The sequence below is a fragment of the Wolbachia endosymbiont of Trichogramma kaykai genome, from assembly GCF_045765165.1.
In the GTDB taxonomy this organism is placed as follows: Bacteria; Pseudomonadota; Alphaproteobacteria; order Rickettsiales; family Anaplasmataceae; genus Wolbachia.
This window is the reverse complement of the sequence record NZ_JBJJXK010000004.1, coordinates 162,210-186,126: the sequence shown is the minus strand read 5'-3', so window position 1 is coordinate 186,126 and position 23,917 is coordinate 162,210. Positions and strand designations below refer to the sequence as shown.

General features: G+C 34.2%; 22 protein-coding genes, 1 tRNA gene and 2 pseudogenes. 8 read left to right on the top strand and 17 right to left on the bottom strand.

The genetic code is table 11. The features are described 5' to 3' along the window. Positions 1-15: 15 nt before the first annotated feature. Entirely contained in the window at positions 16-426 is a 411-nt protein-coding gene (locus wTKK_RS04960; RefSeq protein ID WP_407512477.1) for a zinc-ribbon domain-containing protein, read from the bottom strand. Positions 427-464: 38 nt separating this feature from the next. Here wTKK_RS04960 and dapD point away from each other — a divergent pair, with 38 nt between their 5' ends. After that, positions 465-1,307: a 2,3,4,5-tetrahydropyridine-2,6-dicarboxylate N-succinyltransferase gene (gene dapD, locus wTKK_RS04955; protein WP_407512476.1), complete on the top strand. Its 843-nt coding sequence runs from the start codon at positions 465-467 to the stop codon at positions 1,305-1,307. On the opposite strand, the gene wTKK_RS04950 is transcribed toward dapD, so the two are convergent. Together wTKK_RS04950 and wTKK_RS04945 are read right to left on the bottom strand one after the other, a co-directional pair. Then, entirely contained in the window at positions 1,308-1,589 is a 282-nt protein-coding gene (locus wTKK_RS04950) for a DUF2610 domain-containing protein (RefSeq protein ID WP_010406917.1), read from the bottom strand. It lies immediately after the preceding gene. Continuing rightward, positions 1,590-1,961, bottom strand: a complete 372-nt coding sequence (locus tag wTKK_RS04945; protein ID WP_407512473.1) for a hypothetical protein — start codon at positions 1,959-1,961, stop codon at positions 1,590-1,592. It lies immediately after the preceding gene. Positions 1,962-2,056: 95 nt separating this feature from the next. On the opposite strand from wTKK_RS04945, the gene wTKK_RS04940 reads away from it, so the two are divergent. Further along, the gene (locus wTKK_RS04940) at positions 2,057-3,085 is read left to right on the top strand and encodes a class I SAM-dependent methyltransferase (RefSeq protein WP_407512472.1); all 1,029 of its coding nucleotides are present in this window, start codon (positions 2,057-2,059) and stop codon (positions 3,083-3,085) included. 919 nt (positions 3,086-4,004) lie between these two features. Here wTKK_RS04940 and wTKK_RS04935 read toward each other — a convergent pair. After that, positions 4,005-5,345, bottom strand: a complete 1,341-nt coding sequence (locus wTKK_RS04935) for an ankyrin repeat domain-containing protein (RefSeq protein ID WP_407512471.1) — start codon at positions 5,343-5,345, stop codon at positions 4,005-4,007. Between the two features lie 421 nt (positions 5,346-5,766). Between wTKK_RS04935 and wTKK_RS04930 the strand changes: the two genes are divergently transcribed. Continuing rightward, the gene (locus wTKK_RS04930; protein ID WP_407512469.1) at positions 5,767-5,949 is read left to right on the top strand and encodes a hypothetical protein; all 183 of its coding nucleotides are present in this window, start codon (positions 5,767-5,769) and stop codon (positions 5,947-5,949) included. Between the two features lie 374 nt (positions 5,950-6,323). On the opposite strand, the gene wTKK_RS04925 is transcribed toward wTKK_RS04930, so the two are convergent. From wTKK_RS04925 to wTKK_RS04910, 4 genes are all read right to left on the bottom strand, one after another. Beyond that, positions 6,324-6,914 (bottom strand): COQ9 family protein, encoded by a 591-nt coding sequence (locus wTKK_RS04925; protein WP_407512468.1) that lies wholly within the window; start codon positions 6,912-6,914, stop codon positions 6,324-6,326. 18 nt (positions 6,915-6,932) lie between these two features. Continuing rightward, complete coding sequence (locus wTKK_RS04920) at positions 6,933-8,465, bottom strand: Mur ligase family protein (protein WP_407512803.1); 1,533 nt, start codon at positions 8,463-8,465, stop codon at positions 6,933-6,935. Positions 8,466-8,616: 151 nt separating this feature from the next. Beyond that, positions 8,617-9,327 (bottom strand): triosephosphate isomerase, encoded by a 711-nt coding sequence (locus wTKK_RS04915; RefSeq protein WP_407512466.1) that lies wholly within the window; start codon positions 9,325-9,327, stop codon positions 8,617-8,619. Positions 9,328-9,351: 24 nt separating this feature from the next. Next, positions 9,352-9,424 (bottom strand) — tRNA-Thr (locus wTKK_RS04910). Positions 9,425-9,501: 77 nt separating this feature from the next. Here wTKK_RS04910 and rsmA point away from each other — a divergent pair. Together rsmA and guaB are read left to right on the top strand one after the other, a co-directional pair. Beyond that, complete coding sequence (rsmA, locus tag wTKK_RS04905; protein WP_407512464.1) at positions 9,502-10,296, top strand: 16S rRNA (adenine(1518)-N(6)/adenine(1519)-N(6))-dimethyltransferase RsmA; 795 nt, start codon at positions 9,502-9,504, stop codon at positions 10,294-10,296. A 133-nt stretch (positions 10,297-10,429) separates the two neighbouring features. Continuing rightward, entirely contained in the window at positions 10,430-11,908 is a 1,479-nt protein-coding gene (gene guaB, locus wTKK_RS04900) for an IMP dehydrogenase (RefSeq protein WP_407512462.1), read from the top strand. Between the two features lie 272 nt (positions 11,909-12,180). Here the strand turns inward: guaB and rho are convergent, their stop codons facing one another. From rho to icd, 6 genes and pseudogenes are all read right to left on the bottom strand, one after another. Then, complete coding sequence (rho, locus tag wTKK_RS04895) at positions 12,181-13,587, bottom strand: transcription termination factor Rho (RefSeq protein WP_407512460.1); 1,407 nt, start codon at positions 13,585-13,587, stop codon at positions 12,181-12,183. A 189-nt stretch (positions 13,588-13,776) separates the two neighbouring features. Beyond that, positions 13,777-14,382 (bottom strand): cell cycle transcriptional regulator TrcR, encoded by a 606-nt coding sequence (locus wTKK_RS04890; protein WP_407512459.1) that lies wholly within the window; start codon positions 14,380-14,382, stop codon positions 13,777-13,779. A 114-nt stretch (positions 14,383-14,496) separates the two neighbouring features. Further along, positions 14,497-15,264, bottom strand: a pseudogene (locus wTKK_RS04885) (IS5 family transposase). A gap of 143 nt (positions 15,265-15,407) precedes the next feature. Beyond that, complete coding sequence (locus tag wTKK_RS04880) at positions 15,408-16,040, bottom strand: hypothetical protein (RefSeq protein WP_407512458.1); 633 nt, start codon at positions 16,038-16,040, stop codon at positions 15,408-15,410. Between the two features lie 22 nt (positions 16,041-16,062). Further along, positions 16,063-16,275: a hypothetical protein gene (locus tag wTKK_RS04875; protein ID WP_407512457.1), complete on the bottom strand. Its 213-nt coding sequence runs from the start codon at positions 16,273-16,275 to the stop codon at positions 16,063-16,065. Between the two features lie 51 nt (positions 16,276-16,326). Beyond that, positions 16,327-17,754: an isocitrate dehydrogenase gene (gene icd / locus wTKK_RS04870; protein ID WP_407512456.1), complete on the bottom strand. Its 1,428-nt coding sequence runs from the start codon at positions 17,752-17,754 to the stop codon at positions 16,327-16,329. Positions 17,755-17,888: 134 nt separating this feature from the next. On the opposite strand from icd, the gene wTKK_RS04865 reads away from it, so the two are divergent. Continuing rightward, on the top strand, positions 17,889-18,383 hold the full coding sequence (locus wTKK_RS04865; protein ID WP_407512455.1) for an RDD family protein: 495 nt from the start codon (positions 17,889-17,891) through the stop codon (positions 18,381-18,383). 74 nt (positions 18,384-18,457) lie between these two features. Here the strand turns inward: wTKK_RS04865 and wTKK_RS06290 are convergent. The 3 genes and pseudogenes from wTKK_RS06290 to serS all read right to left on the bottom strand — a co-directional run. Next, a pseudogene (locus tag wTKK_RS06290) lies at positions 18,458-18,523 on the bottom strand (WPE palindromic element domain-containing protein); the annotation flags it as partial. A gap of 183 nt (positions 18,524-18,706) precedes the next feature. After that, entirely contained in the window at positions 18,707-19,978 is a 1,272-nt protein-coding gene (purD, locus tag wTKK_RS04860) for a phosphoribosylamine--glycine ligase (protein ID WP_407512801.1), read from the bottom strand. Positions 19,979-20,010: 32 nt separating this feature from the next. Continuing rightward, positions 20,011-21,291: a serine--tRNA ligase gene (gene serS, locus wTKK_RS04855; RefSeq protein WP_407512799.1), complete on the bottom strand. Its 1,281-nt coding sequence runs from the start codon at positions 21,289-21,291 to the stop codon at positions 20,011-20,013. Between the two features lie 127 nt (positions 21,292-21,418). Here serS and wTKK_RS04850 point away from each other — a divergent pair, with 127 nt between their 5' ends. Next, positions 21,419-22,927, top strand: a complete 1,509-nt coding sequence (locus tag wTKK_RS04850) for a C48 family peptidase (protein WP_407512454.1) — start codon at positions 21,419-21,421, stop codon at positions 22,925-22,927. After that, positions 22,908-23,885, top strand: a complete 978-nt coding sequence (gene dusB / locus wTKK_RS04845) for a tRNA dihydrouridine synthase DusB (protein ID WP_407512453.1) — start codon at positions 22,908-22,910, stop codon at positions 23,883-23,885. The genes wTKK_RS04850 and dusB overlap by 20 nt, the downstream gene beginning before the upstream one ends. Positions 23,886-23,917: the final 32 nt, after the last annotated feature.

The following is a 23,917-nucleotide window of genomic DNA, read 5'->3' as shown; positions in this document are numbered from 1 at the left end:
ATGACTTATGCCTATTTAACTAGGTCTAAAATCAGACAGAAAAAGGTAATCTTGATAAAATTCATTGACAACAAGTTCTCTTGCATGTGAATTTTCCGTTTGCACTTTTTTGTATCGTAATTTATGGCTTATTGAATCTTTATATGAACTAACTGCTTTATATATCTTACTTACCTCCCCTGGAAAGATACCACCAACAATTATAACGCATAACCCTGCAACTGTTGCAAAAGCTAGAGTTAAACTTTGCCTCCAGCTAGCTTTTTTTTCTTGTGTACCAGCAGGACACAATTCACTTGACATTTCTTTTAGATACTCATGCCAAATGTGATTGCAGTTTGTACATTTCACTTTTCTTCCAGATTCACCTATTTGCCTACGAGATACTAAGTAAGTTTTAGTACAATTATGACATTGTATTTTCATAGTGCTTACGTGTAAAATAATATAAATTTGATATCAATATGTATATAATAAATGAAGAACTTGCAACTAAAAAATTACAAGATAAGATAGAAAATATTTGGAAAGATAAAGAAAAACTTAACGACTATAATCTAAAACACGAAGCAAGATTAATAATTAAAGAGGTAATTGAGTTACTTGACAGTGGTAAAATTAGAGTAGCAGAAAAGCTATCAAGTGGAGAATGGATAGTACATAAGTGGATAAAGCGGTCAATATTATTATATTTCCTCACTGAGGAAATCAAAATGATAGACAACACCAATTGCTGGTTTGACAAAATCGGTAGTAAGTTTAGTGAATGGAATGAAGAAAAATTTTGCCATTCAAAAATTAGAGCAGTTCCTGGGTGTTTTGTCCGCCAATCTGCTTACATAGGTAAAAATGTTGTTCTAATGCCGAGCTTTATCAACGTTGGTGCATACATTGATTCTGGCACAATGGTAGACACTTGGTCAACAGTTGGTAGTTGTGCACAAATAGGGAAAAACTGCCATATTTCCGGTGGAGTGGGAATAGGCGGAGTTCTTGAGCCCATTCAAGCTTCTCCAGTCATTATAGAAGATAATTGCTTCATTGGAGCGCGTAGTGAGGTAGCCGAAGGTGTTATAATAAGAGAAGGATCAGTCCTTGGCATGGGTGTGTTTATTGGAGCATCAACAAAAATTATTGACAGAGAAACAAGTAAGGTATTTTATGGTGAAGTACCGCCTTACTCTGTAGTTATACCGGGATCTACTCCACCTAAAAATAACATTTCAACCTATTGTGCAGTTATAGTAAAAAAAGTGGACGAGAAGACGAGATCAAAAACTTCTATAAATGAAATATTGAGAACCTAACTACTTGCAGTCATTTTTTTTATCATTATTACTAACTACAGTAATAGCATATGCACATAATTCTGAGAAAGAGATTCCATTTTCTTTAGATAACTTATATAGTTTTTGCAGACTTTCTTTGACTCTATTAGGTATGTTTCCCCCACGCTCCTTTGCAAGCCAGGAATCTTGATAGTGAATTGGATGAGTATCACTCTTTGGATCTCCTATGTATATTGCAAAAGGTGAACTTTGCCCTTTGAAATCACACTGTACAGTAAATTTTTTTATAGACTCAACCATTTAAAGACCTCTGCTTTTCTTTTTAACCGATTTTATAGAAGGTACAAGAGGTGGTTTTTTGATAAAATCTTGCCTATTGAAAACACTTTCTTCCCCTTCTAAAGCTCTACGAATATCAGCTCTGCTCAATTGTGACTCTTTTGCTAACCTCATTCCATGCTTTACCATAATCTTAGCATGTGCTAACACTTTTTTTACTAACTCTAGGTCACCATTCAGCATTTTAACTAATGCTTGAAATACCTCCGCTAAAGTTAATCCATCAGCACCTACAACCTTATTTTCTATAAAATTGACAACTTCTTCAAATTTATATTCAACACCATCATCTTGAGGTATAAGGGTAACATAATCCGTATCTTGACTATTCATAACCAAAGCACTATCGCCTTTAAACTTATATTATATATATAAATACTCCACTATTTTATAGTATGGCACGCTATAGTTAAACATTCATTAATAATATGCTTACTTATATACACGAATTAATTGATAAAAGCCAAGGATCAATATCCATCAGTAATTTTATGAATGCTGCTCTATATCATAAAGAGTACGGCTATTACATGAATAAATTACCACTTGGCAAAGATGGTGACTTCATTACTGCACCTGAAATTAGTCAGCTATTTGGTGAAACAATTGCAGTGTGGATAATGAATACATGGGAAAAATTAGGAAAGCCATCAAAATTTTCTCTAGTTGAACTTGGACCAGGTAAAGGAACACTCATTCATGATATAATAAGAGTCACCAAAAAATATAGCTGTTTTTTTAGCTCAATGGACATTCATCTAGTTGAGATAAGCCCTATTTTACAGAAAATACAAAAGGAAAAATTAAAGGGATTAGATATTAATTGGTACACAGATGTCGACAACTTACCAAATCAGCCAACTGTTTTTTTTGCAAATGAGTTATTTGACGCCCTTCCAATTGACCAATTTATTTATCGTGATGAGCAGTGGTATGAAAATAGAGTAATAAAACAAGATGATGGCAGTCTTTCATTGTCACTCCAGTGCTTAACCAGACCAAAAACTAGATTCCAGACTGGAATGACAGGGGGTTTCAATGGTGCAGTAGTGGAAGTATGCCTAGCAGGAATCGAAATATTAAAGAAACTTGAGAATAAGATAGTCAATAACGGAGGAGCTGCCCTGATTATAGATTATGGTTATGTATATCCTGAATATAAGAGCACTTTGCAATCGATAAGGCAGCATAAATATACTAATTTTCTTGAAAACGTCGGTAATAGTGACATCACTGCACTTGTGAACTTTCAATCATTAAAAGATTCATTAAGGCACATAAATTGTGAGATTTTGACTCAAAGAGAATTTTTACACCTTTTTGGTATAAAGGAAAGAGCACAAGCTTTAATGAAAAATGCAAGTAATGAACAGAAGAATAAGATCTTCAGTGAATTTTTAAGGTTAACTGAAAATATGGGTACTCTCTTTAAGGTAATGCTGATTCACCATTTGTAGTCTTGTGTAGTTCTTATGTTAAACATACAAATACTAGAAAATTTACAGAACAAAAAAAGGTAAAAAAACGTATCTGTTCAGCAGAGTAGCAAAATAAGATAGACAGATAAGACTATCATAGGAACAAATAGGTGTCATGAAAGTAGCTGACACTGGCATGACAACAAAAAAAGTTACTCAAATGACACCCTTTTAATGCACAATTTTTGGTGCATCACGTACTGATTTTCATCCAAGACGATGTCATGCCAGTGCGTGACACTTACATCCAGCCTTTTCGCGTAAAAGACGTTGTAAAGTATTTACCAACTTAGTTGGATCCCAGCTGGCATGACACTTGGTTATGCAAGAAATCTATTGTCAAAAAAATTACTTCCTCATATTTTGAATCTGATTATAATGACAATTAGAGATATTTTAAGAGCTCAAAATCTATCTTTGTCTGCAGACTTTCAGTTAACTTTTCAATAAAAAACGTAGCGTATCTTTTTCAGCGTATACACACTTCTGTCATATGTGCGCTGCATTTTTTTTCTAATCTTTTTATACAGGAGGATTTTATGTCCAGAATTCCAGATACTTGACCTTTACTTTAGCTAATAAAAGGCGCCTGTAATTTTTATAAAGAAAGTGTAGGAAATAACTAAAAACTGCTTCCAGGCATAAATTTACCATGTATACCTAAAAAGTAATTATATTAGCATAATGTTCATACTTATATGCCAATATTAATATTCTTTGAATGGAATATGAAATTAGTGTTGAAAAAATATGTACCAAAAAATTTATGTGGGATCTATGCCTAAGCTCAAATTGCATGACACCATTTATTTTTATGGTTTTGTCTATTTTATTTTGCCACTCTGCTAAACGGATACATTTAATTCCATTTTTATTTAGCTTAGTTCTCCTGTTGTACTTAAATATAAATCAGCATAGCCCTAATTTTTTTATATATTTTACTTCTTTCTCTATATTTAATAATAGGCTTGAAAATAAACGGTAAACCTATAATTGTTAAGCTTAGAGCTAGGATTGAAAGTACATACAAGGCTTTGTGTTTACTATGTAGCTCTTTCAAGTAAAGCATCAAAAACCTACAAAATTTTTTGTCATTTTCTTCAATATTTTTTTTGCTACGAGCCTTGTCAATAAATAATCCTATTATAGTATAATCTTTACTACACTTAATTGCCCCTTTTTCTATTAATAGCTGAGCTATATCAAAATAATCCTTTTGAATAGTAAGATGTAGAGGTGAAAAACCTTGTTGATCACAAATGTTCATATTGGCTTTTACTGCTAACAACATTCTTACAATTTCTACATGGCCTTTTTTAGCTGCAAGTAGCAGAGGAGTTCTGTTGCATCTAGTGACGGCATTAACGTTTACCTTAAGCTCCAATAAGAACTTAACTGCTTTAGTATCACCATTATAGCTAGCTTCATGTAACCTGGTGTTACCGCTATAATCTTGTTCATCTGCTCCTATTCCCTTTGAGACAAGAAATGTTGCCATTTGCCTATTATTATGCTTAATAGCGCAATCCAGTGCATCAAAACCATGTTTGTTTTTTGTGCAAATAAACTCTTTTAACCTAGCTTTTGCTTGCTTTACAATAAGCTTTACCAGTTGCATTTTGTTGTTATATGCTGCTAGAAAAAGCGTAGTATTATTTTCTGCATCTTTTGCTTCTATGTTTGCACCTTTCTTTATCAGATATTCTATAATCCCTGCTCTACTTTCATAATGTGTAGTACATTGATAAATGGTCAAAAATAAAGGAGTACGAAAGTTGTTATCTTCACATTCAAGATCTGCTCCGCTATCAATTAAAATCTGGACGCTCTTTTTAGAACCGTATAGTGAAGCTATGTGAAGAGGAGTATAGCCTTCCTCAGCATCTCTTTCATTAATTTTTGCGCCTTTTGTTATTAAAAAATCCATTAATTCTGTGTCATCTTGTAGTGTAGCAAGGTAAAGTGGAGTAAATCCATTTTTATCTCTAGAATTAATTGTCAGTTGATTAACAAGAAGTTTAGCAATTTTTTTGTGTCCATGCATAATAGCATAATGCAGTGGATTTCTATTTTCATTGTCCACAACATTAAAGTCAGCTTCGTGCTCTAATAATGATTTTACTCCAACTAAATCTCCTTCTTTTGTAAACTTATGCAAGAGAGTGACTCCGCTTACATCTTTTGAGTTAATATCAAATCCATTTTCTACCAATTGATGTATGTCTTCCTCACACGCCATACCATTTTAATTAAACCCTTTTCGCATTAACAATACTCCCACTTAATTAAGTTTGAATGAATCTGTAAGAGATATATCACAATTTATTGAAGTTACTAAATTCAGATATATTAAAGTCCACAATTTCCCGAATATAGAAATATTTATTTTTATACATTTGCCCTATTTCTTGTCATCCCAGTACATTCTTTTTTGTCATCGCCAAGTAGCCCCATCTCACACTACTGTCATCCCAGTGCCCAGACATCAGACTTTCTTACCAACAAAAACTTAGCATAACTTGTGTTCTCAAAAAATTTCTGGATTCCAGTTTCAAGCACTGATCTTCAATCTACGTACATCTCTGCGTCACGCACTGAAATGACACCCTGAAGCTTTAGCTATAAATATTAAGCAACCAAAAAAAGGCAAAAGAAGCTTCATGGAGATAGTTGCTCCACTCTTTTTACTTGATGCTGCTCAAGCAGGTCACTTGGATGTAGTAAAATACTTAGTAGAAATAGCAAACGCAGGTGTTAATTATGCAGTTAGTACTCCTAGTCTACCTCATTTTGACTATGAAAAAAACTGCTCTTGGAAAAACTGCTCTAATGTTTGCTGCTAAAAGTAGTCATTTTGTATAGTTTTATCCAACTCAGACGTAGTTTACCTAGATTAACTAATTTATCCTTTGCAATTGTAATAAGGTCTATAAACTACTGCAAATCCAAATTTCTATTTGATCTTACATTCTTATTGTAATAACCTCTACGGATCACACAGCATTGGTCGTGTATCTGAACAGATACTTTTTTACATGGATCAGCTTTATGTGTATCAATTCTGTCTACTTCAAGTTTCCAGGAAAACTACTTTCTAGTGTATTGCTTTCAATCAAGTTCTTTGTTAAGCTCACTGTTAGTTGATGTTCAATTATCTTAACGTAAAAATCAAGGCAGCTTTAGGTATAAATACGAGTAACCCGTATAAGTAAAGAGGCTATAAGAAGTTTCTTACCATTCTATTCAAACAGGTTTTAAACTTTTGAAATGCCATGACATTATTGATACGTTTGTCAAGAAACGACAGGGTATCTACAAAATCTTCTGAATAATCATTGATAAAAAAGAGTATCGTACTTAAGTACACTCCAGCTAATATTGCTCTTTTTGTATAGTAGTTAAAATCTGTTGATTGATCATGAATGCCATACCAAATCGCGCTAACAGTTCTGTACAAGAGTTTACTAGAAAAATATGTATTTTGGGGTAATATGGAAAATGATAAAACATTTTTTAAAAACTCTCTGTAATTTTGTAATTTAGCATAGTTTGAAAGGCGTATTTGGACAGCTAACTTTATCCTCTCTCTTACCTTCATATCTTCTAAGTTGGAATTCCAAAGTTCAGTTTCCATTGAGCTATTTAAGTCCTCTGCTATGTACTCCAAAGCACTATATATTCCATTTTGAAATTTACAAAAACTATTGGCTAGGTTAAGGTTCGTGCACATTTTCAATAAGGTTGCGTCACTTATTCCTTCAAATGGAATAACCTTAATCAGCTCATCTACTATTAACTTTTGTTCCATACATTACTATACTAAACATCATATATAATTGTACCTGAGATTTTCAAACATTCTGCACAATGCTTCACCGCGCTCTTCAAAATTTTTCCACTGATCAAAAGAAGAACATGCAGGAGAAAGTAATATCGCTACTTCTTCTTTGCTATTTATGGCCTCTTCAAAAGCCAGTTTAAATGCGTTTTCTAGATTATAGCACTTCATATAATCTATTTTGTTCTCCATAATGTTTGCAAAAACTTCAGTTGATTCTCCAATAAGAAAAGCTTTTTTAATCTTGGTGAAATGCTTGATTAATGATTCTATTCCGCCTTTTTTCCTTTTTCCGCCAACAATCCAATATATGTTTTTATAAGATAAAATTGCCTTTTCGGTCGATTCTGCATTGGTTGCTTTGCTATCGTTGATAAAAAGTACATTATGTATTTTGCCAAGAAATTCATTTCTGTGTCTTAGCCCTGGAAAGGATTTGATTTCATTGACAATAGTGCTGCTATCTACTCCAAGTAACTTGCACACAGCGTGTGCAGCTACTATATTTTCTACATTGGATACTAGGTTTACTTTCATATCACTCATTGATAAGTTGTGATTCTCTAGTTTTAGCGAGATCTCCTGAATCTCAGTACTCCTTTTGTCATCCAAGTAGCTGACACTGGGATCCAGATAATTTCGATCTATACCAGTAATCTGTTCACTATAATCAAGCAAATTGTTATCTGCCAATGATATTAGATCTCTTGCACTACCCTCTATCATCTGAGTAGTTGGCAATGGTTTTTCTTTTCTGGTCATACGCTGGAATGACACCAGGGAATATGTTACTGAAACTGGAATTTTGTTCCCAGTGAATTTATTGAATACATCAGCGGTAATTTTGTTATCACATCCTATCACGGCAATCTTGCTACTGTTTATCAGTTTTAATTTAGTTGCTATGTAGTTATTCATACTTCCATGTCTATCTATGTGGTCTGGTGTGATGTTGAGCAATACAGAAATGTCTACATTAATTTTATTTATTAGCTCCAATTGAAAAGAGGAGAATTCAATTACATAAATTTCTGCATCTCTTTCTAAATCCAAAATAGGCACACCTAAATTCCCGCCAATAGCTACTTTTTTCCCTGTGGATTTTAATATGTGCCCTATTAGTGACGTGGTGGTTGATTTGCCATTTGTTCCGGTGATGCCTACAACCTTCTGGCTTGTAGTTTTAGTTTCGAGAAATAGCTCAATGTCTGATTTTATTTTGCAGTCAAAGCTTCTTGCAAGTTTTACTACCCAATGCGTTGGTATTGGCACTCCAGGGCTCAACACTAGTGTGCTTATCTCATGCCAATTATACTCATTGGGATGAGTATAGTTACACTCTTTATATATTTTTTTTGCATTTGCTATTTGCTCTTTATTATCATCCCATGCATATATTTTTGCACTGCTTTTTGTTAGAGCATTAATAACGGACAAACCAGTTTTACCAAGGCCGAAAACCGCAACACTTTGATTTTTGTATTTGTTTAGTTGCACTTCTAGATAACTTATGCGAACCATTTTATGAAAGATATAATACAAATTATAATGACTTCTTCCATAGTTTTTGGCAGTGCTTAACTTTATTGTCACAACCTTAGCCAACAGAAAACTCCTTGAAACATTTCTCCAACTCCCTTACCATTATAATAAGAATGTTTATCCTTTAGAATTAATTAAGAGAAAGTTTTTTCTCGACTTGTTGTGTAATTTGATAAAAGTGATCAAAATCTAAGCTTGCACTACCAATTAAAACTCCTAATAGATTTGGAATACTGAGCAAGTTTCCTATATTTTCTGAGCTGACTGAGCCACCATATATAATGTGTTTTTTACCAGTACACAATTTTATTATCTCTATCACCTCAGCAATTGCGTCATTATTTGGCACATTTCCTGTTCCTATTGCCCATATCGGTTCGTATGCTATGGTATATTCACCTTGTGTTGGCAAACGGTTTTTGCATTGATATTCTATTACTTCTTTTGTTTTTTTATTTTTATAATCTTCTGAGTTTTCACCTACACAGATGATTGGGTGTAATCCTGATTCTATTGCTGTTTTCGATTTAAGTTTTATTTCACTATCTTTTTCATGAGCCCTTTCAGAATGTCCAAGTATTACGTAACTACATCCTAGTTCCTTCAACATTCCTGCACTAATTTCACCTGTGTAAGAACCGGATTCTTTATGATGGCAATTCTGTCCTCCTATTTTAATATTATTGTTCAACTCTATGCTGCTTGGAAATGATGTAAAAGGAGGGCAAATTACTAATTTAGAGGTAATTTCGTTGCTCTTGTTGTTAAGTCTGCCTATAAAGTTAACAAATGAAGAACGCGTTCCATTCATTTTCCAATTTGCTACTATTAAAAAGGACATCAACTTTACTTGTATGGATAAGAGTGCCGGCTGTCGGACTTGAACTGACAACCTACTGATTACAAGTCAGTTGCTCTACCAATTGAGCTAAGCCGGCATTAAATACACTGATAATATACAATTATTGATGAATTTTCGTCAACTAATTTTTAAAATACTGCATACTAAGATCATATGAAAAAATTTTCACTGAAGCCAAAAAAGAGTCTAGGGCAAAATTTTATTTTATCGAATGAGATAACAAAAAGAATAGTTGCCCTAGCTGGTAGCCTGAAAGATTTTAATGTTATTGAAATTGGTCCTGGGTATGGTGCGTTAACAAGAGAAATATTGGCGTATAATCCAAAGTTTCTACTTTCTATAGAAAAAGATAGTAGTTTAGTGAAACATCACGAACAATTGCTAAATGAGCATCAGGGAAAATATAGAATTATAGAATCAGATGCACTTAATGTTGTAGAAAAAGAGCTGGTAGAATGTCCAGTCAAAGTCATTGCTAACTTGCCTTACAATATCTCAGTAGCATTATTTTTAAAGTGGTTAAATAATATAAAATTTTTTACGAATTTGACGTTAATGTTCCAAAAGGAGGTAGCAGAGCGTATTACAGCAGAACCTAATTCTAAAGATTATGGTTCCCTATCAGTGCTAAGCCAGTTACTATGCGACATAAAAAAGGAATTTGATATTGAACCTAAGGAATTTTTTCCAAGACCAAAAGTATATTCTTCAGTAATTACAGTAAAACCTTTACCCACTCCAAGATTTGCAGTAAATTTAGAAACCTTAACAAAGCTAACACGTGCTGTGTTCGCTCAAAGAAGAAAGATGCTGAGGAATAGCTTGCAAAGTATAACTAGTGATGTCTCAACTACTCTTGAGAATGCTAAACTGAGTGGAGACCAACGTCCAGAAAGCTTAACTATTGAGCAGTTCTGTTTGCTAGCAAATAATGTAATTATGCGATAAATATATTAGGAGCTGCATACCTATTCTATCCTATTTTGATCTAAAAATAGCTGGAGCCAGGCTAATTTTGCAAAAGCTCTATTGCAATTTCATTAATTGGCGTATAAGCTTTAAATAAAGCATATGAAAAAAAATGGAAGCTTGTTATTCGTTTGACGATGTACTTCTCTTACCTTCCTATTCTGATGTATTGCCTCGTGATGCAGACACAAGAACTTATCTAACAAATAATATAGAACTAAATATCCCTCTCATATCCTCTGCAATGGACACTGTCACTGAATCAGGCTTTGCAATAGCTATTGCCCAACATGGTGGAATAGGTTGCATACATAAGAATTTATCAATAGATGAACAAGTGTTAGAAGTAAGAAGGGTGAAAAAATATGAAAGCTGGATCGTGTATAACCCAATTACAATTTCCCCAGATAAAACAGTTGCAGAAGCAGTTTCATTAATGAGAGAGTATAATTATTCCGGCATTCCTGTAGTTGATCAACGCAAGTTGGTGGGAATTTTAACTAATCGAGATGTAAGGTTTATTGAAGACCATAACATGAATACAAAAGTTTCCGAGGTAATGACAAAGGATAAGTTAGTAACAGTTCGAGAGCAGGCAGTAAACAGCGCCTCAGCAATGAAATTGTTGCATGCAAATAGAATAGAGAAGCTTTTGGTTGTTGATGAAAATTCTTGTTGCATAGGTCTAATCACAGTTAAAGACATCGAAAAATACAATAGATATCCAAATTCATGTAAAGACAGTAAAGGTCGACTCAGAGTTGCCGCTGCAATTGGTACTGGTAAAAAAGACGGCATAGAAAGATGTGAAGCTTTGGTCGAAGAAGAGGTTGATGTGGTTATTGTAGATACCGCTCACGGTCATTCCCAGAACGTTATCAGCACTATTAAGGAAATAAAAAAGATGTATCCTAATACTCAATTAATCGGCGGAAATATCACAACAACAGAGGCTGCTGAAGCGTTGATTGATGCTGGTGTTGATACAGTGAAAGTTGGAATAGGGCCAGGATCAATTTGTACTACCAGAATAGTTACAGGCGTTGGTATGCCACAATTCTCTGCGATCAAGAATATTGCAGAGGTTTGTAAAACAAAAAACGTCAGACTAATTGCTGATGGTGGAATAAAATATTCGGGAGATGTTGCAAAAGCTATTGCAGCTGGTGCTGATACTGTGATGATAGGTTCAATCTTTGCTGGTACTGAGGAAAGCCCAGGTGAGATTATCATGTATAAGGGTAGAGCATATAAGGAATATCGAGGAATGGGATCTATTAGTGCAATGAAACGAGGGTCAGCTAGCCGTTATTTTCAAGATTCAAAACTTGATTTAGTCCCACAAGGAGTAGAAGCAAGAGTTCCTTTTAAAGGTCCAGCTTCAGGAGTGATCTGTCAGTTAATTGGTGGGTTGCAAGCTGCAATGGGTTACACCGGCAACCGTAATATAGAAGAGATGAAAAAAAACTGCAAATTTGTCACTATTACTTCATCAGGGTTAAGAGAAAGTCATGCTCATGATATAATCATTACACAGGAAGCTCCAAATTACGCTTACCAAGCATCTAATTTATCATCTGATTCAGAGTAAATACAATCCCCTTTTGAGTGTGTCATTTCAACACTGGTACACAATTGTATAAACATATTAATACTAATAGTCAAAAAGGTGTCATCTAAGTGGCTGACACTGGAAAATCGATTGTAAATAAACTGACTACACAAAATTTTTGATCAAAATCAGTTCTATAAGTTGGAATAGCAACTTAAGTTAGATTGCCAGCTTAATATATTTTGATAAATCCAAATTATTTTAGCTATAAGAGAGCTTTGCTTTTTTGCTCCATTAGAATTGGCTTACTTTTAGTGATTCATGGAGTTAAAAAAGTCAGCATTGCTCTTTGTTAAAAGTAATTTGTCACGTAAAAACTCCATTGCTTCAACAGATCCCATAGGGTTAAGTATCCTACGCAATACCCATATTTTATTTAGTATGGCCTTATCAACTAATAGCTCTTCCTTCCTTGTTCCGGATTTTGTAATATCAATAGCAGGGAATATACGTTTATCAGCAAGTTTTCTATCTAGTATAATTTCAGCATTACCTGTGCCTTTAAACTCTTCAAAAATAACATCATCCATTTTTGAACCAGTTTCTATAAGGGCTGTAGCGATGATTGTCAAAGAACCACCATTTTCAATATTACGAGCTGCTCCAAAAAAGCGTTTTGGTCTTTGCAGCGCATTTGAATCTACACCACCGGTTAGAACCTTTCCAGACGAAGGAATGACTGCATTATAAGCACGTGCAAGGCGAGTTATAGAATCAAGCAAAATCACTACATCTTTTTTGTGTTCAACCATTCTTTTAGCTTTTTCTATTACTATTTCAGCAAGTTGGACATGACGGTAGGCAGGTTCATCAAATGTAGAGCTTACCACTTCACCCTTTACAGAGCGTATCATATCTGTCACCTCTTCGGGTCTTTCATCTATAAGTAATACTATTAGTTCTATTTCAGGATGATTTGTAGCTATAGAGTGAGCCATTTGCTGAAGCAATATCGTTTTTCCTGTACGAGGTGGAGCAACTATCAATGCTCTTTGTCCTTTTCCAAGAGGTGTAACTATATCTACAGCACGCATGTTTATATCCTTTTTATTATCTCCGCTACTGTTGTTCTCAAGGATGAGGCTTTTTTCAGGATAAAGTGGAAGCAAATTATCAAAATGTACGTACTTTCTTAATTCACTGATTTCAGTAGAGTTTATACTATGAACCTTAGTTAAAGTAAAATATCTTTCCTTGTCACCAGGTGGCCTTATTTCTCCACATGCCATATCTCCTGTACGTAAATTAAACTTCTTTATTTGGCCATTGGAAATATAAACATCATCGGTACTTGGAGCATAATTTGCACTTGATGAACGTAAGAAACCAAAACCATCAGGTAGTATTTCCACTACTCCACTTCCTGTGGTTATGCCTCCTTCTTCACTCATTTTCTTCATTAAACTGAATATCATTTCCTGTTTTAGCATCCTGCCATTGCCTTTACCACTAGTTGAAATTTTTCTTTCTTCAGCTAGCTCTAACAATTCTTCTGCTGTTTTCTCCTTCAATTCGCTCAGGTCCAACGTTTTCTTGTTCTTTTCAGCAGCTTCACTGGTCATTTGTCTTACTGCGTCAGCATTATGAATTTGTTCGCTCTTTTCAGGTTGACCTACAACCTCTCCTTTTGCTAAGACATCTTCATTGATTGTTGTCATAATCCTCCAAAAATTTTAATTGATGCTTACTAACCTAAAACGTGAATATAAAACAATAAATTAGGCTGAGCTAGTTTTTAATGCGTATTTAGAATTAATTATTATTAAACTAGATACTTTACCTGCATCATACTGATAAAAACTAACAAGTCAATTTAATATTAACAAAGCACAAGAATTTGAGAATCATCAATAGCTGTTATTTATATTTTTTAATCTTTGTTTCTTCTCCTCTTCTACTTTCGCTTTTTCTACTTCCGCTTCTAAATTTTCCTGGCTACATAAACCAAGTAGTACAGGATCTTGAGGTTTGATATTGAGTATGTTATGATGAGACCTATCTCTTACCTGCTCAACTGTGTAATTTGTTGTACCAACTAGCTTAGCTATCACATTATTGTTCAGGATAGGAAAATTTTTTACCAAATAATAAATCGCATTAGGTTTATCTCTACGCCTTGCTGTAGAAGCAAAGGCAAGAAAGCCAGTCGGCTTTGCCCTTTTTTTTATATTTTTTATAATCAAATTTGGTACAAGATTTGGATTTTTTTCGCAATTATCGATTTCTTTTTCAGTAATTATTTCAGAAATAATAGGGTCATACTTTTCAACTTCTATTTCCTCATCAGCTATGTCTTGCACTTTTTCAAGGGATAACTTGCAACATTGTGCTATTTGATCAAAAGTTAAGCTAGTGTTATCAACCAACCAAGCAGCTACTTGCATGAGAAATTGTTCATTTCTATCTTTATTGTCTTTAGAAGATTCCATCGACATCGAAAAAACACCTCCCATTTTAATATTCCTTTACTATTATAGAGATAGAGTATAAACCATTAAAACTAAAAAAGCATTAACTTTGTCATCCAATGGCTTTTTGGTTTATATTTCTTATCTCTTAGAACCTGTTCATAATCTTTTGAGGAGGAAAGAAATAAAAGCAAATTTGTAGGCTAGTATTAAGTTTACGCTCGCAATTTTTCCAAAGTCGCCTACATTTTTCCAACCAGGCAAAAGAAGATCTCTCAACAACCCATCTTTTTGGCAATATGGCAAAGGTGTGTAATTCGCTTCACCTCGACAGTTGCACCAATAGTTACTTTCATCTGTGTTGCAAAATTTTCTCCAGTGTAGCATGCATCAACCAGTATGTTTTTAACTTCAGAGAGACTTTCTTTAGCATTTTTAACCATTGTCAAAGCACTGCTACGATCAGTTATTTCTGACGTTGTTATATGAATTACGTGTGTCAAACCTTGTGTATCAACTGCGATATGAAGCTTTATTACTGAAATTTTTTTTGCCAGCATCATAACTTTTTTCTTCAGCATTACCGGTATTTTTACACTTTGGGCACCAATAATGCAGAAGCTTGTTTTGGTATTCCGACCACTGTTCTCTCCAATCAATTTTTAAGACAATTTCTAGAACACTTTCTCCATCTTCATTCGTTTTTTTACTCCATTTCTTGAAGTAATCGTAACAATTTCGCCATCTTGGAAACTCTTTTGGAAGCATTTGCCATTGACAGCTACTTTTTAGTACGTAAAGCACACCACAAAATAACTCGTATAAACCTAATCTTCTTGGCTTTATTTTCTTTCGCACGCTTTCTAAAATTAGTCTAATCTTTTCAAATTTTTCACAACTTATGTCACTTGGATATGTATCCCTCATACTTTACCTCATATAAACTATAACTCATCTTACCATATTCAGAGATCACTTACAGGCTCTTAGAAGTAAAAAAGATAGGCAAAGGGTAAAAAACACAAAGACTATAGCATAAGTAAATACAATTCATTCTACTTACATACTTGTCAGTAGAAATCCCATAGTTTTTGTATTTTTTCGTAATGTTCTGTTAACAAAGCCAAAAACTGCATCATAATAGAATTTAATGCTACTAGTGGCAAGCATAAACACATCAAGGTACTACTGGCAATTAACCAAATAGGCAAGAAATAATAACAATAACTTGCTTCAGCAAGAGCTAAAGGAAGTAAGGTATATACTTTAGCCTTAAAAATACTAGATAGCAAATCGTCTCTAAGCTTTATAAACTTTTGCATTAGTGCTTGTTTGTCTTCCCTTATTAGATTCCTACACTTTTTTAAAGGAGAAATATAACTAAACAGTTGCATGTTAAGCTTCAATAAGTGCTTATCAAGCTCATTTCTTAGCTTTTTGACTTCATAATCGAAAAGTGAGCCATATATTGCGCAATAATTTATATTATAAATTAATTTATCTTTGCGTTCCAAGTCTTCTAGTGAGCTATTTTTCTTTTTCAATATGGAAGTAAGCTCAACAAAATTCTTTCCTATCACTTCCTCTTCAGTGATATTTAACTTTTCAAATAATTTCTTCCTATAATAAAATCCACGCGCTGTTAAACTACCATCACTTTCAGCACCAACACTAACTTTAATACAAGGATTTCCTAATTCCAAAGGTTCAATATATTTTTAGCTCTTAATAGGCTTTATAAATTTGATCAAATCTATTTTTATCTCCACCCTTGTCAGGATGATTTACAAAAATCAACTTCTTATTCTGTTGCTTCAAAATTACACTAAGCTCTTCATAATTCTTGTCTATAACTTGCTTAGCCTTTATTTCTAATACTTTAAACAAGTCAGCGTTATTATCAAACTCCCGACTAGTTAACTTAAAATGTTGACCCATGACTATATCTCAAATAAACAAGCTATATCCTTAGTATATTTTAAGAAATCATTAAGAGAAAAAACCTTCTTTTTCATCATATAAATACAACTTATCCATTCTCACTACATTAAAGTTATTTTCTTCGAGTTTGATTAGTAAATTATTCACGTCACTATTTGTAATAGTTTTCTTTTCACTATTCGCAATAAACCTACAAGTTATTTGGTCACTTAAAGATTTTGAACTTCCTGGCCAAACTGCAAGACCCTTTGAGTATATTGCTATCATCCGCAGATTACTCGATTCTAATAATCCTACTATTTGATCAAAATTGTTGCATTTATCCCAGGCAAGCGTTATATCACTACCCACTAGCTTTTTAACTTTGTAATCTTGTTCGTAATTGTCTCGTACTTTATTTATTTTACTATCCGAATCACTGCTAATTATAAGCTCAGATAACGTTGTGGGTTTTTTCCCTAGATTATTTATAACAGCTTTTGCAAATTCTTTGGTACCAACTTTCTGCTTACTCCTTTTCTTCTTATATAAATCGGCAGTGTGTATTCCATCCTCTAAAGTCTTCAGCCACGCATCGTAAATTAGTTTTGCAGTATCTACTTGACCCATGTAAATTAGCATATACACTGCAGCATTTAAAAGCCCTGAAGGATTAGCCATGTTTTTTCCTGCAATATCAGGAGCAGAACCGTGAACCGCTTCAAACATTGCATATTCATTACCTATATTGCTACTTCCTGCAAGCCCTATAGAACCTGAGGTTTGTGCCACTATATCTGATAATATGTCGCCATATAGATTTTCAGTTACTATAACATCGAAATTCTCGGGTTCTGTGGCAACACATGCCATTCCAATATCAACTATATAATGTTCCGCCTTTATATCCGGATATTCTTTTGCAATACGATCAAACGCTGTATGAAAAGCGCCGTCAGTCATTTTCATTATGTTGTCTTTAGTCAGGCAAGTTACTTTCTTTCTGTTATGTTTTTTCGCATATTCAAAAGCGTACCTGCATATTTTTTCTGAGCCAGATCTAGTAATAATTTTAGTACATTGGTACGAGTCACCAGTGAGCCTATGCTCTATTCCAGTGTAAACGTCCTCTTCATTTTCACGTATTACAACAACATCAAATTTATCGAATTTATTTTCTATAACAGGGTGATACGAAATGCATGGTCTAATATTTGCATACAGCCCTAAGTTCTTTCTGAGTGCAACATTTAAGCTTTTGTGCCCTTTACCTTGAGGGGTTGTTGTTGGAGATTTGAGTAATATCTTTGTCCTTTCGATAGATTCCCAACCACTAGGAGAAATTCCATGAGACCATTCCTTACTATAAACACGCTCCCCTATTTCAATAATATCTATTGAGATCTTTGCTTTCGCTTCACGCAATATCGACAGCACCGCTTCCATAATTTCCGGTCCGATACCATCACCATACGCAACTGTGACTGATGTTGACATAACTTCCTTAACTGTAAATGATTTAATGTTAATTCAAATAATAAAGTGGGTCAATGTTGCTAAAATAGCATATTTACGGTTATTTAATAATGAACTTTTATACTTGTTATAGCATTGCAAAATATGGAAAGTGTATGGATACTAAAATAAGTTATGCAGGGATCACAAGACGTATTTTTGCATTTGCAATCAATTATATTTTAGTACAGGTAATGGGGTTTATTATCGGATTTATCATTGGATTTACTTTGGCATATTCTCTATCACTCAATGTAACTGAAATGATTTTAGATAAGGGAGTAGCTATACAAGTAATAGGGTTGATATTGGAACTAATATTTTATGTATTTACGATAATAGAATTTGGTGATACTCCAGGACAATTGTTACTTCGCATGCGTGCAAAAGACGAAAATACACTTGAAAAAATCACTCTAATACAAGCAATAAGCAGAACAGCAGTTTCTGGAGTATTATATTTTATAATCTGCTACACACTATTCAATATTTCTAGTCTATTCATAATTGTATCAATCTTAATCATATTATTTGCAACCCTTGACCAGCGTAAACAATTTCTTCACGACAAAATTGCAAAAACAGTAGTAATAGACTATAAACCTAGTTGATATTTTTCTTTAGCTGTTACCACCAAGGGTGTTGTTCCAGCGCGTGAACCACATCTGTACGAATATTGCAATTAGCAGATAACTTGCATAATAGAGGGTGTCATTCCAGTGCTTGACACTGTAATCCAGTTTTCCATATAATCTCATCAAAAGCGTTGTAACCACTTTCTATGCTAGTGTGCTTTCATCAAACTGGATCCCGGTGTCAGCTGCTTTCATGACAAGAAAAGAGGCACTGGTTTCACATGAATCTGAACAGATATCATGTTTTTCTTTAGTTTACTGCTTACAAAGTGACTTTTTTTGTTTCTGCATGAGCTAAATTAACTACCAATATCATACCTGAAGAACCCACCTGACCATTCTAGAAAATTTAACGCTGAGTACACTTGACTTTTAGCTTCTTCCACAGTGTTTCCTTCTCCTACTATATTTAGCACTCTTCCGCCATCGGAAATCCAATCACCACTTTCATCCAACTTAGTACCAGCATGAAAAACTAGCACACCAGGAATGTTTTCAATTTTATCCAATCCTTTAATTACCTCTCCTTTTTGATAATCACCAGGATAGCCTTTACTTGCAACAACTACACAAACTGTAGTTTTGTGATTAAACTCCACCATTTTTGTATTTAACTTGCCTTCTGCAACTGACAACATCAACTTTAACAAATCACAATTTGGATCAAGTCTAGGTAAAATAGATTGTATTTCCGGATCCCCAAACCTAACATTATACTCAAGAAGCTTTGGACTATCTTGGCAAATCATTAAACCAGCAAAGAGTACGCCCTTATAGGATGTTCCCATGTTAGTCAGTGCTTGAATTGTAGGATATATTATTTTTTGGATAATTTTTTGCTCCATCTCCTTACTTATAATCGAAGGTGATGAGTATGAACCCATGCCTCCAGTATTTTGTCCCTCGTGATTTTCACCAACTCTCTTGTAATCTTTTGCACACCCAAGGGGTACTACCTTCAACCCATCAATAAGAGCAAAAAAACTTACTTCCTCTCCAATTAAAAACTCTTCTATGATTATTTCTTCACCTGAATCACCAAGATTTTTCTCCACTAGCATTGAATCTATTGCTGAAAAAGCTTCATTTTCTGTGTGGCATATTATGACGCCTTTCCCTGCTGCAATTCCATTTGCTTTAATTACAAGCGGAAATTTTATTTTATTACTACGGACAAAATTTTTAGCTAACCTTTCATCAATAAAACGTTCATACTTGGCGGTCGGTATACCGTATTGTTTACATAGTTCCTTCGTAAAAGACTTTGATGCCTCAAGTTTTGCAGCTGCTTGACTTGGAGCAAAAACGTTTATCCCCTCCGCAGTTAAATCATCAGCAAGCCCATTAATTATCGGCTGCTCTGGACCAATAATCACTAGCTCTATATTTTCTTTCTTGCAAAATTGTGTAACATCCACTGAATCTTGAATATTTATATCCACAAGAACTCCAAAATTCTCCATGGCCGGGCGACCAGGAGTAACATATAACTTAGTCAAGGTAGGAGACTTCTTTAAAGACCAAAGTAAAGCATGCTCACGCCCACCAGAACCTATAACCAAAACCTTCATCTTTGTTTCCTCGCCTTTACTATATGTCAAAATTATTGTTTGCTTATAACAGTATCATTACTCATGTATCTTTGCAACACGTTTGGTATTGTAACTGACCCATCGGAATTTTGATAGTTCTCCATTATGGCAACAATTGTTCTTCCTATGGCCAAAGCTGAGCCATTTAAAGTGTGAACGTATTTTTTTGTTTTTCTATCAGTTTCTAAGAAGTATTTAGTGTTCATTCTTCTTGCCTGGAACGTACCGCAATTTGAGCAGCTTGATATTTCTCTGTAGTTATTTTGCTCAGGTAACCATACCTCTATATCATAAGTCTTTTGTGCAGCAAATCCCATATCACCACTACAAAGCAGCATTATTCTATACGGTAGTTCTAATTTTTTTAATATTTCCTCAGCAGCATTTGTCATGCGTTCAAGCTCATCATTTGACTGGTCTTCAGTTGTGATGCTTACTAATTCCACTTTACCAAATTGGTGTTGCCTTATCATACCTCTTGTATCTCGTCCTGCACTGCCAGCTTCTTTACGAAAACATTCTGAATATGAAGTAAAACGAATAGGTAGTTCTTTTTCTTCTATTATTTTGTCAGCAACTAAATTTGTCAAAACTACTTCACTTGTGGGAATTAATCTTAATTTATCGGTAGTTAAATATGAGTCATCAGAAAATTTTGGTAGCTGACCAACGTTATACATCGCCTCGTTTTTCACCAAGGCTGGGTGATAAACCTCAGTATAGGCAAATTCATTAACATGTGTTTCCAGCATAAAATTTATTAATGCTCGTCCAAGCTTAGCTAACTGTCCTTTTAATATTGTAAACCTTGATCCAGAAATTTTTGCTGCTTGCTCAAAATACATCAAGCCTAACCTTTCTCCGAGTTCATAATGAAATTTTGGCATAAAACTAAATTGCCTTTTTTCTCCATATTTTCTGATTTCTACGTTGTAGCTCTCATCTTCACCTATTGGTACATTTTGTGCAGAAATATTTGGTAAGTTAGATAAAATATCCACTAACTTATTTTTTTCTGTTTGCTCCTTGAGGCTGATTGTCTCTATCTCACTTGTGATGCTTTTTGATAACTTTACTTGTTCTTCACATGGGCTTTTGTTCATTTTAAGCCTCTTTATTTCTTCCGTGACCTCGTTTCGTTGCTTATTTAAAGCTTGCAATTTAGTAGTCAGTAATCTTTTTTTATGGTCTATCTCTAATATTTCTTCTGTAGTAAATTCTTTCACCCCTCTGCTTTTTATTGCTTTTTCAAATCCTTTAGGGTTTTTGCGTATATGTTCTATATCATGCATATGTTGTGCTATTACTAACATCATCAGTCTACTTCAAAAGCTTTGAATGCTCAATATTTTTACATATAAATGCTAGTATTGATTTTACCTTCATAATTTGCTAGAATTGATAGACTTGGGATATAATATGTTAGCCATCATAGAAAGATACAATAAATCTAAAGAGAGTACTCACTTCACTAAACTTAAGGCTGGTGGAAGATTTGCTGTCTACGCTTTTTGTATATATTTGGCGACTACATTTACCATTGGCTGTTTGGGATTGATAATGGAATCTTTCCTCTTGACCTTACCACTTGCTATGCTCATCTCCAAGCCTATAGCTTGGATCTTAATGGGAATAGTGCTTGCAGCGACATACAAGATGGTTATTGAACCTTTATTTTACTTGGTAAAAGGTTATGTTCATGAAAAAGGAACTGTAAAGGAAGAAAAGAGTCCAAAAGAGCAAAAATTCACAGGAAGTAAATCACTGGATAGTCGACTAGATGCTATATCAAGACAAACAAATGATTCGGATAAGATGGTAAGTAGAAATTCCTATTATCCATCTACAGATAGTGGTATTGCACCAGAAAGTGAACCTTCCTCAAGTAACAATGGTCGTAGAAATTCTAATGCTTCAGGAGATAGTGGTTTGGGTGGCAAAGAGTTTCATGGAGATTTACAAACTCTTATGCATCAGACAAATCTCAAAAAATATGATTACTTGTTGCAGCAGCATGATATTGCACATATTGCAAGAGTGAAATATGGATATTCAGAATCCTCCACGAATAATGTATTTTTCTCTATTCCTGGAGATGTAAACTCATTAAATGAAAGGTTAAAAGAGTACAAAAATGAAGTAAAGCGGGAAAACTCAAAAAAAACATTTACTGCAGTTGTTAATATAGGGAATGATCATTGGGTAACATTAGTCGGTACATACGAATCAACAAATAAACAATTTAGAGCTTACTACTGTGACTCATTTGGCACTCAATTACCAAATAAGATTGATGGAACAATAAAAGATAATGTAAGTCTTGCTAATGAGATTACTGCGGAATGTTTGGAGCCTTTAGACAATGAAATCAGAGATTTGATAAGGGAAAAAGAAAATAATCCAGACAATGTCATCCTTAAGAAAAAAAAAGATGATGTTCAAGAAACATTAAGTTGCGCAAGAAAACACAAAAACAAATTAATTAGTAAGCAAATTGATGTCAATTATATAGTGAGTATATTGCAGGAAACGTTGGAGATAGGAAATGATGACAACATAAGAAGCTCACCAACTAAGCAGCAAAAAGATGGTTGTAATTGTGGAGTGTTTGCTTTAGAAAATGCTCATAGGATTACGCAAATGTTCAATGAGGATAAATCATTTGATGAAATTGACAGAGAGTTATCAAAATACAAACCTAGTCCAGAACAATTGCAAGAGAAAAGAAGAGAGTTTACAAAAGCACTTATGGAGGACGAAGAGTGGAAAGAAGCTATTGCTGAAGGTGGAATTTTACATGATGCTCTACAGCAGCTTGATCTTGAAGATAGTAAGAAAGAGGAAACACAACCTGCCACAAGTTCATTTGTGCAAAATGTTATAATAACAGCTTATAACAGTGTCAAAAATGCATTTTTTAGCAACTAGAAATCCTGTGTCTCTCCAAGTAGGAAATCTAACTATTGATTCTCCAGTTATTTTAGCGCCAATGTCTGGAGTGACTGACTATCCATTTAGGAGTATTGTAAAGAAACTTGGTGCAAGTTTGCTAGTCTCAGAAATGATTGCAAGCAGAGCTATGATCATGCAAACTCGCCAGAGCATGCAAAAAGCAAAAGTCGATGAACTAACCGCTGTACAACTTGCTGGTTGTGAGCCTGATGTTATGGCGGAAGCTGCAAAGTTAAATGAGGGCATGGGTGCAAAAATCATAGATATAAATTTTGGTTGTCCAGTTAAAAAAGTTGTAAACGGTTACGCAGGGTCAGCACTTATGCGTGATGAAAAAAAGGCTGCTGAGATAATAGAAGCTGTAGTCAAGGCAGTGAGTGTGCCAGTTACAGTAAAAATGCGTACTGGATGGAATGACGAAAATCGTAATGCTCCGCGCTTGGCAAAAATTGCAGAAGATTTGGGAGCAAAGATGATTACTGTACATGGAAGGACAAGGGCACAGCTTTATAATGGTCAAGCAGATTGGAAATTCGTTAGAAATGTTAAAGAGCAGGTAAAAATTCCAGTTATAGTAAATGGAGATATTAAGAGTTTGAATGATGTTCAAAATGCACTTAAAGAATCTGGAGCAGATGGAGTAATGATAGGTCGTGGTGCTTACGGCAAACCTTGGCTGATTAATCAAGCAATAAACTTTTTGAGTGGAAATAAAGTTTCTGAGCCAACATCCTCAGAGAGATTAAGCATAATACTCAAGCATTATGACAGTATTCTTGAGTACTATGGAAGCGATACAGGAATAAAGATGGCCCGCAAACATATAGGATGGTACAGTAGCGGGCTTCAAAACTCATCTGAATTTCGTGTAAGAGTAAATAACATAATAGACAGCACAGAGGTGAAAGAAAATATAATTGATTTTTTTAGTTAAAAACAGATTAAACATACTACCTCATCAGCTAT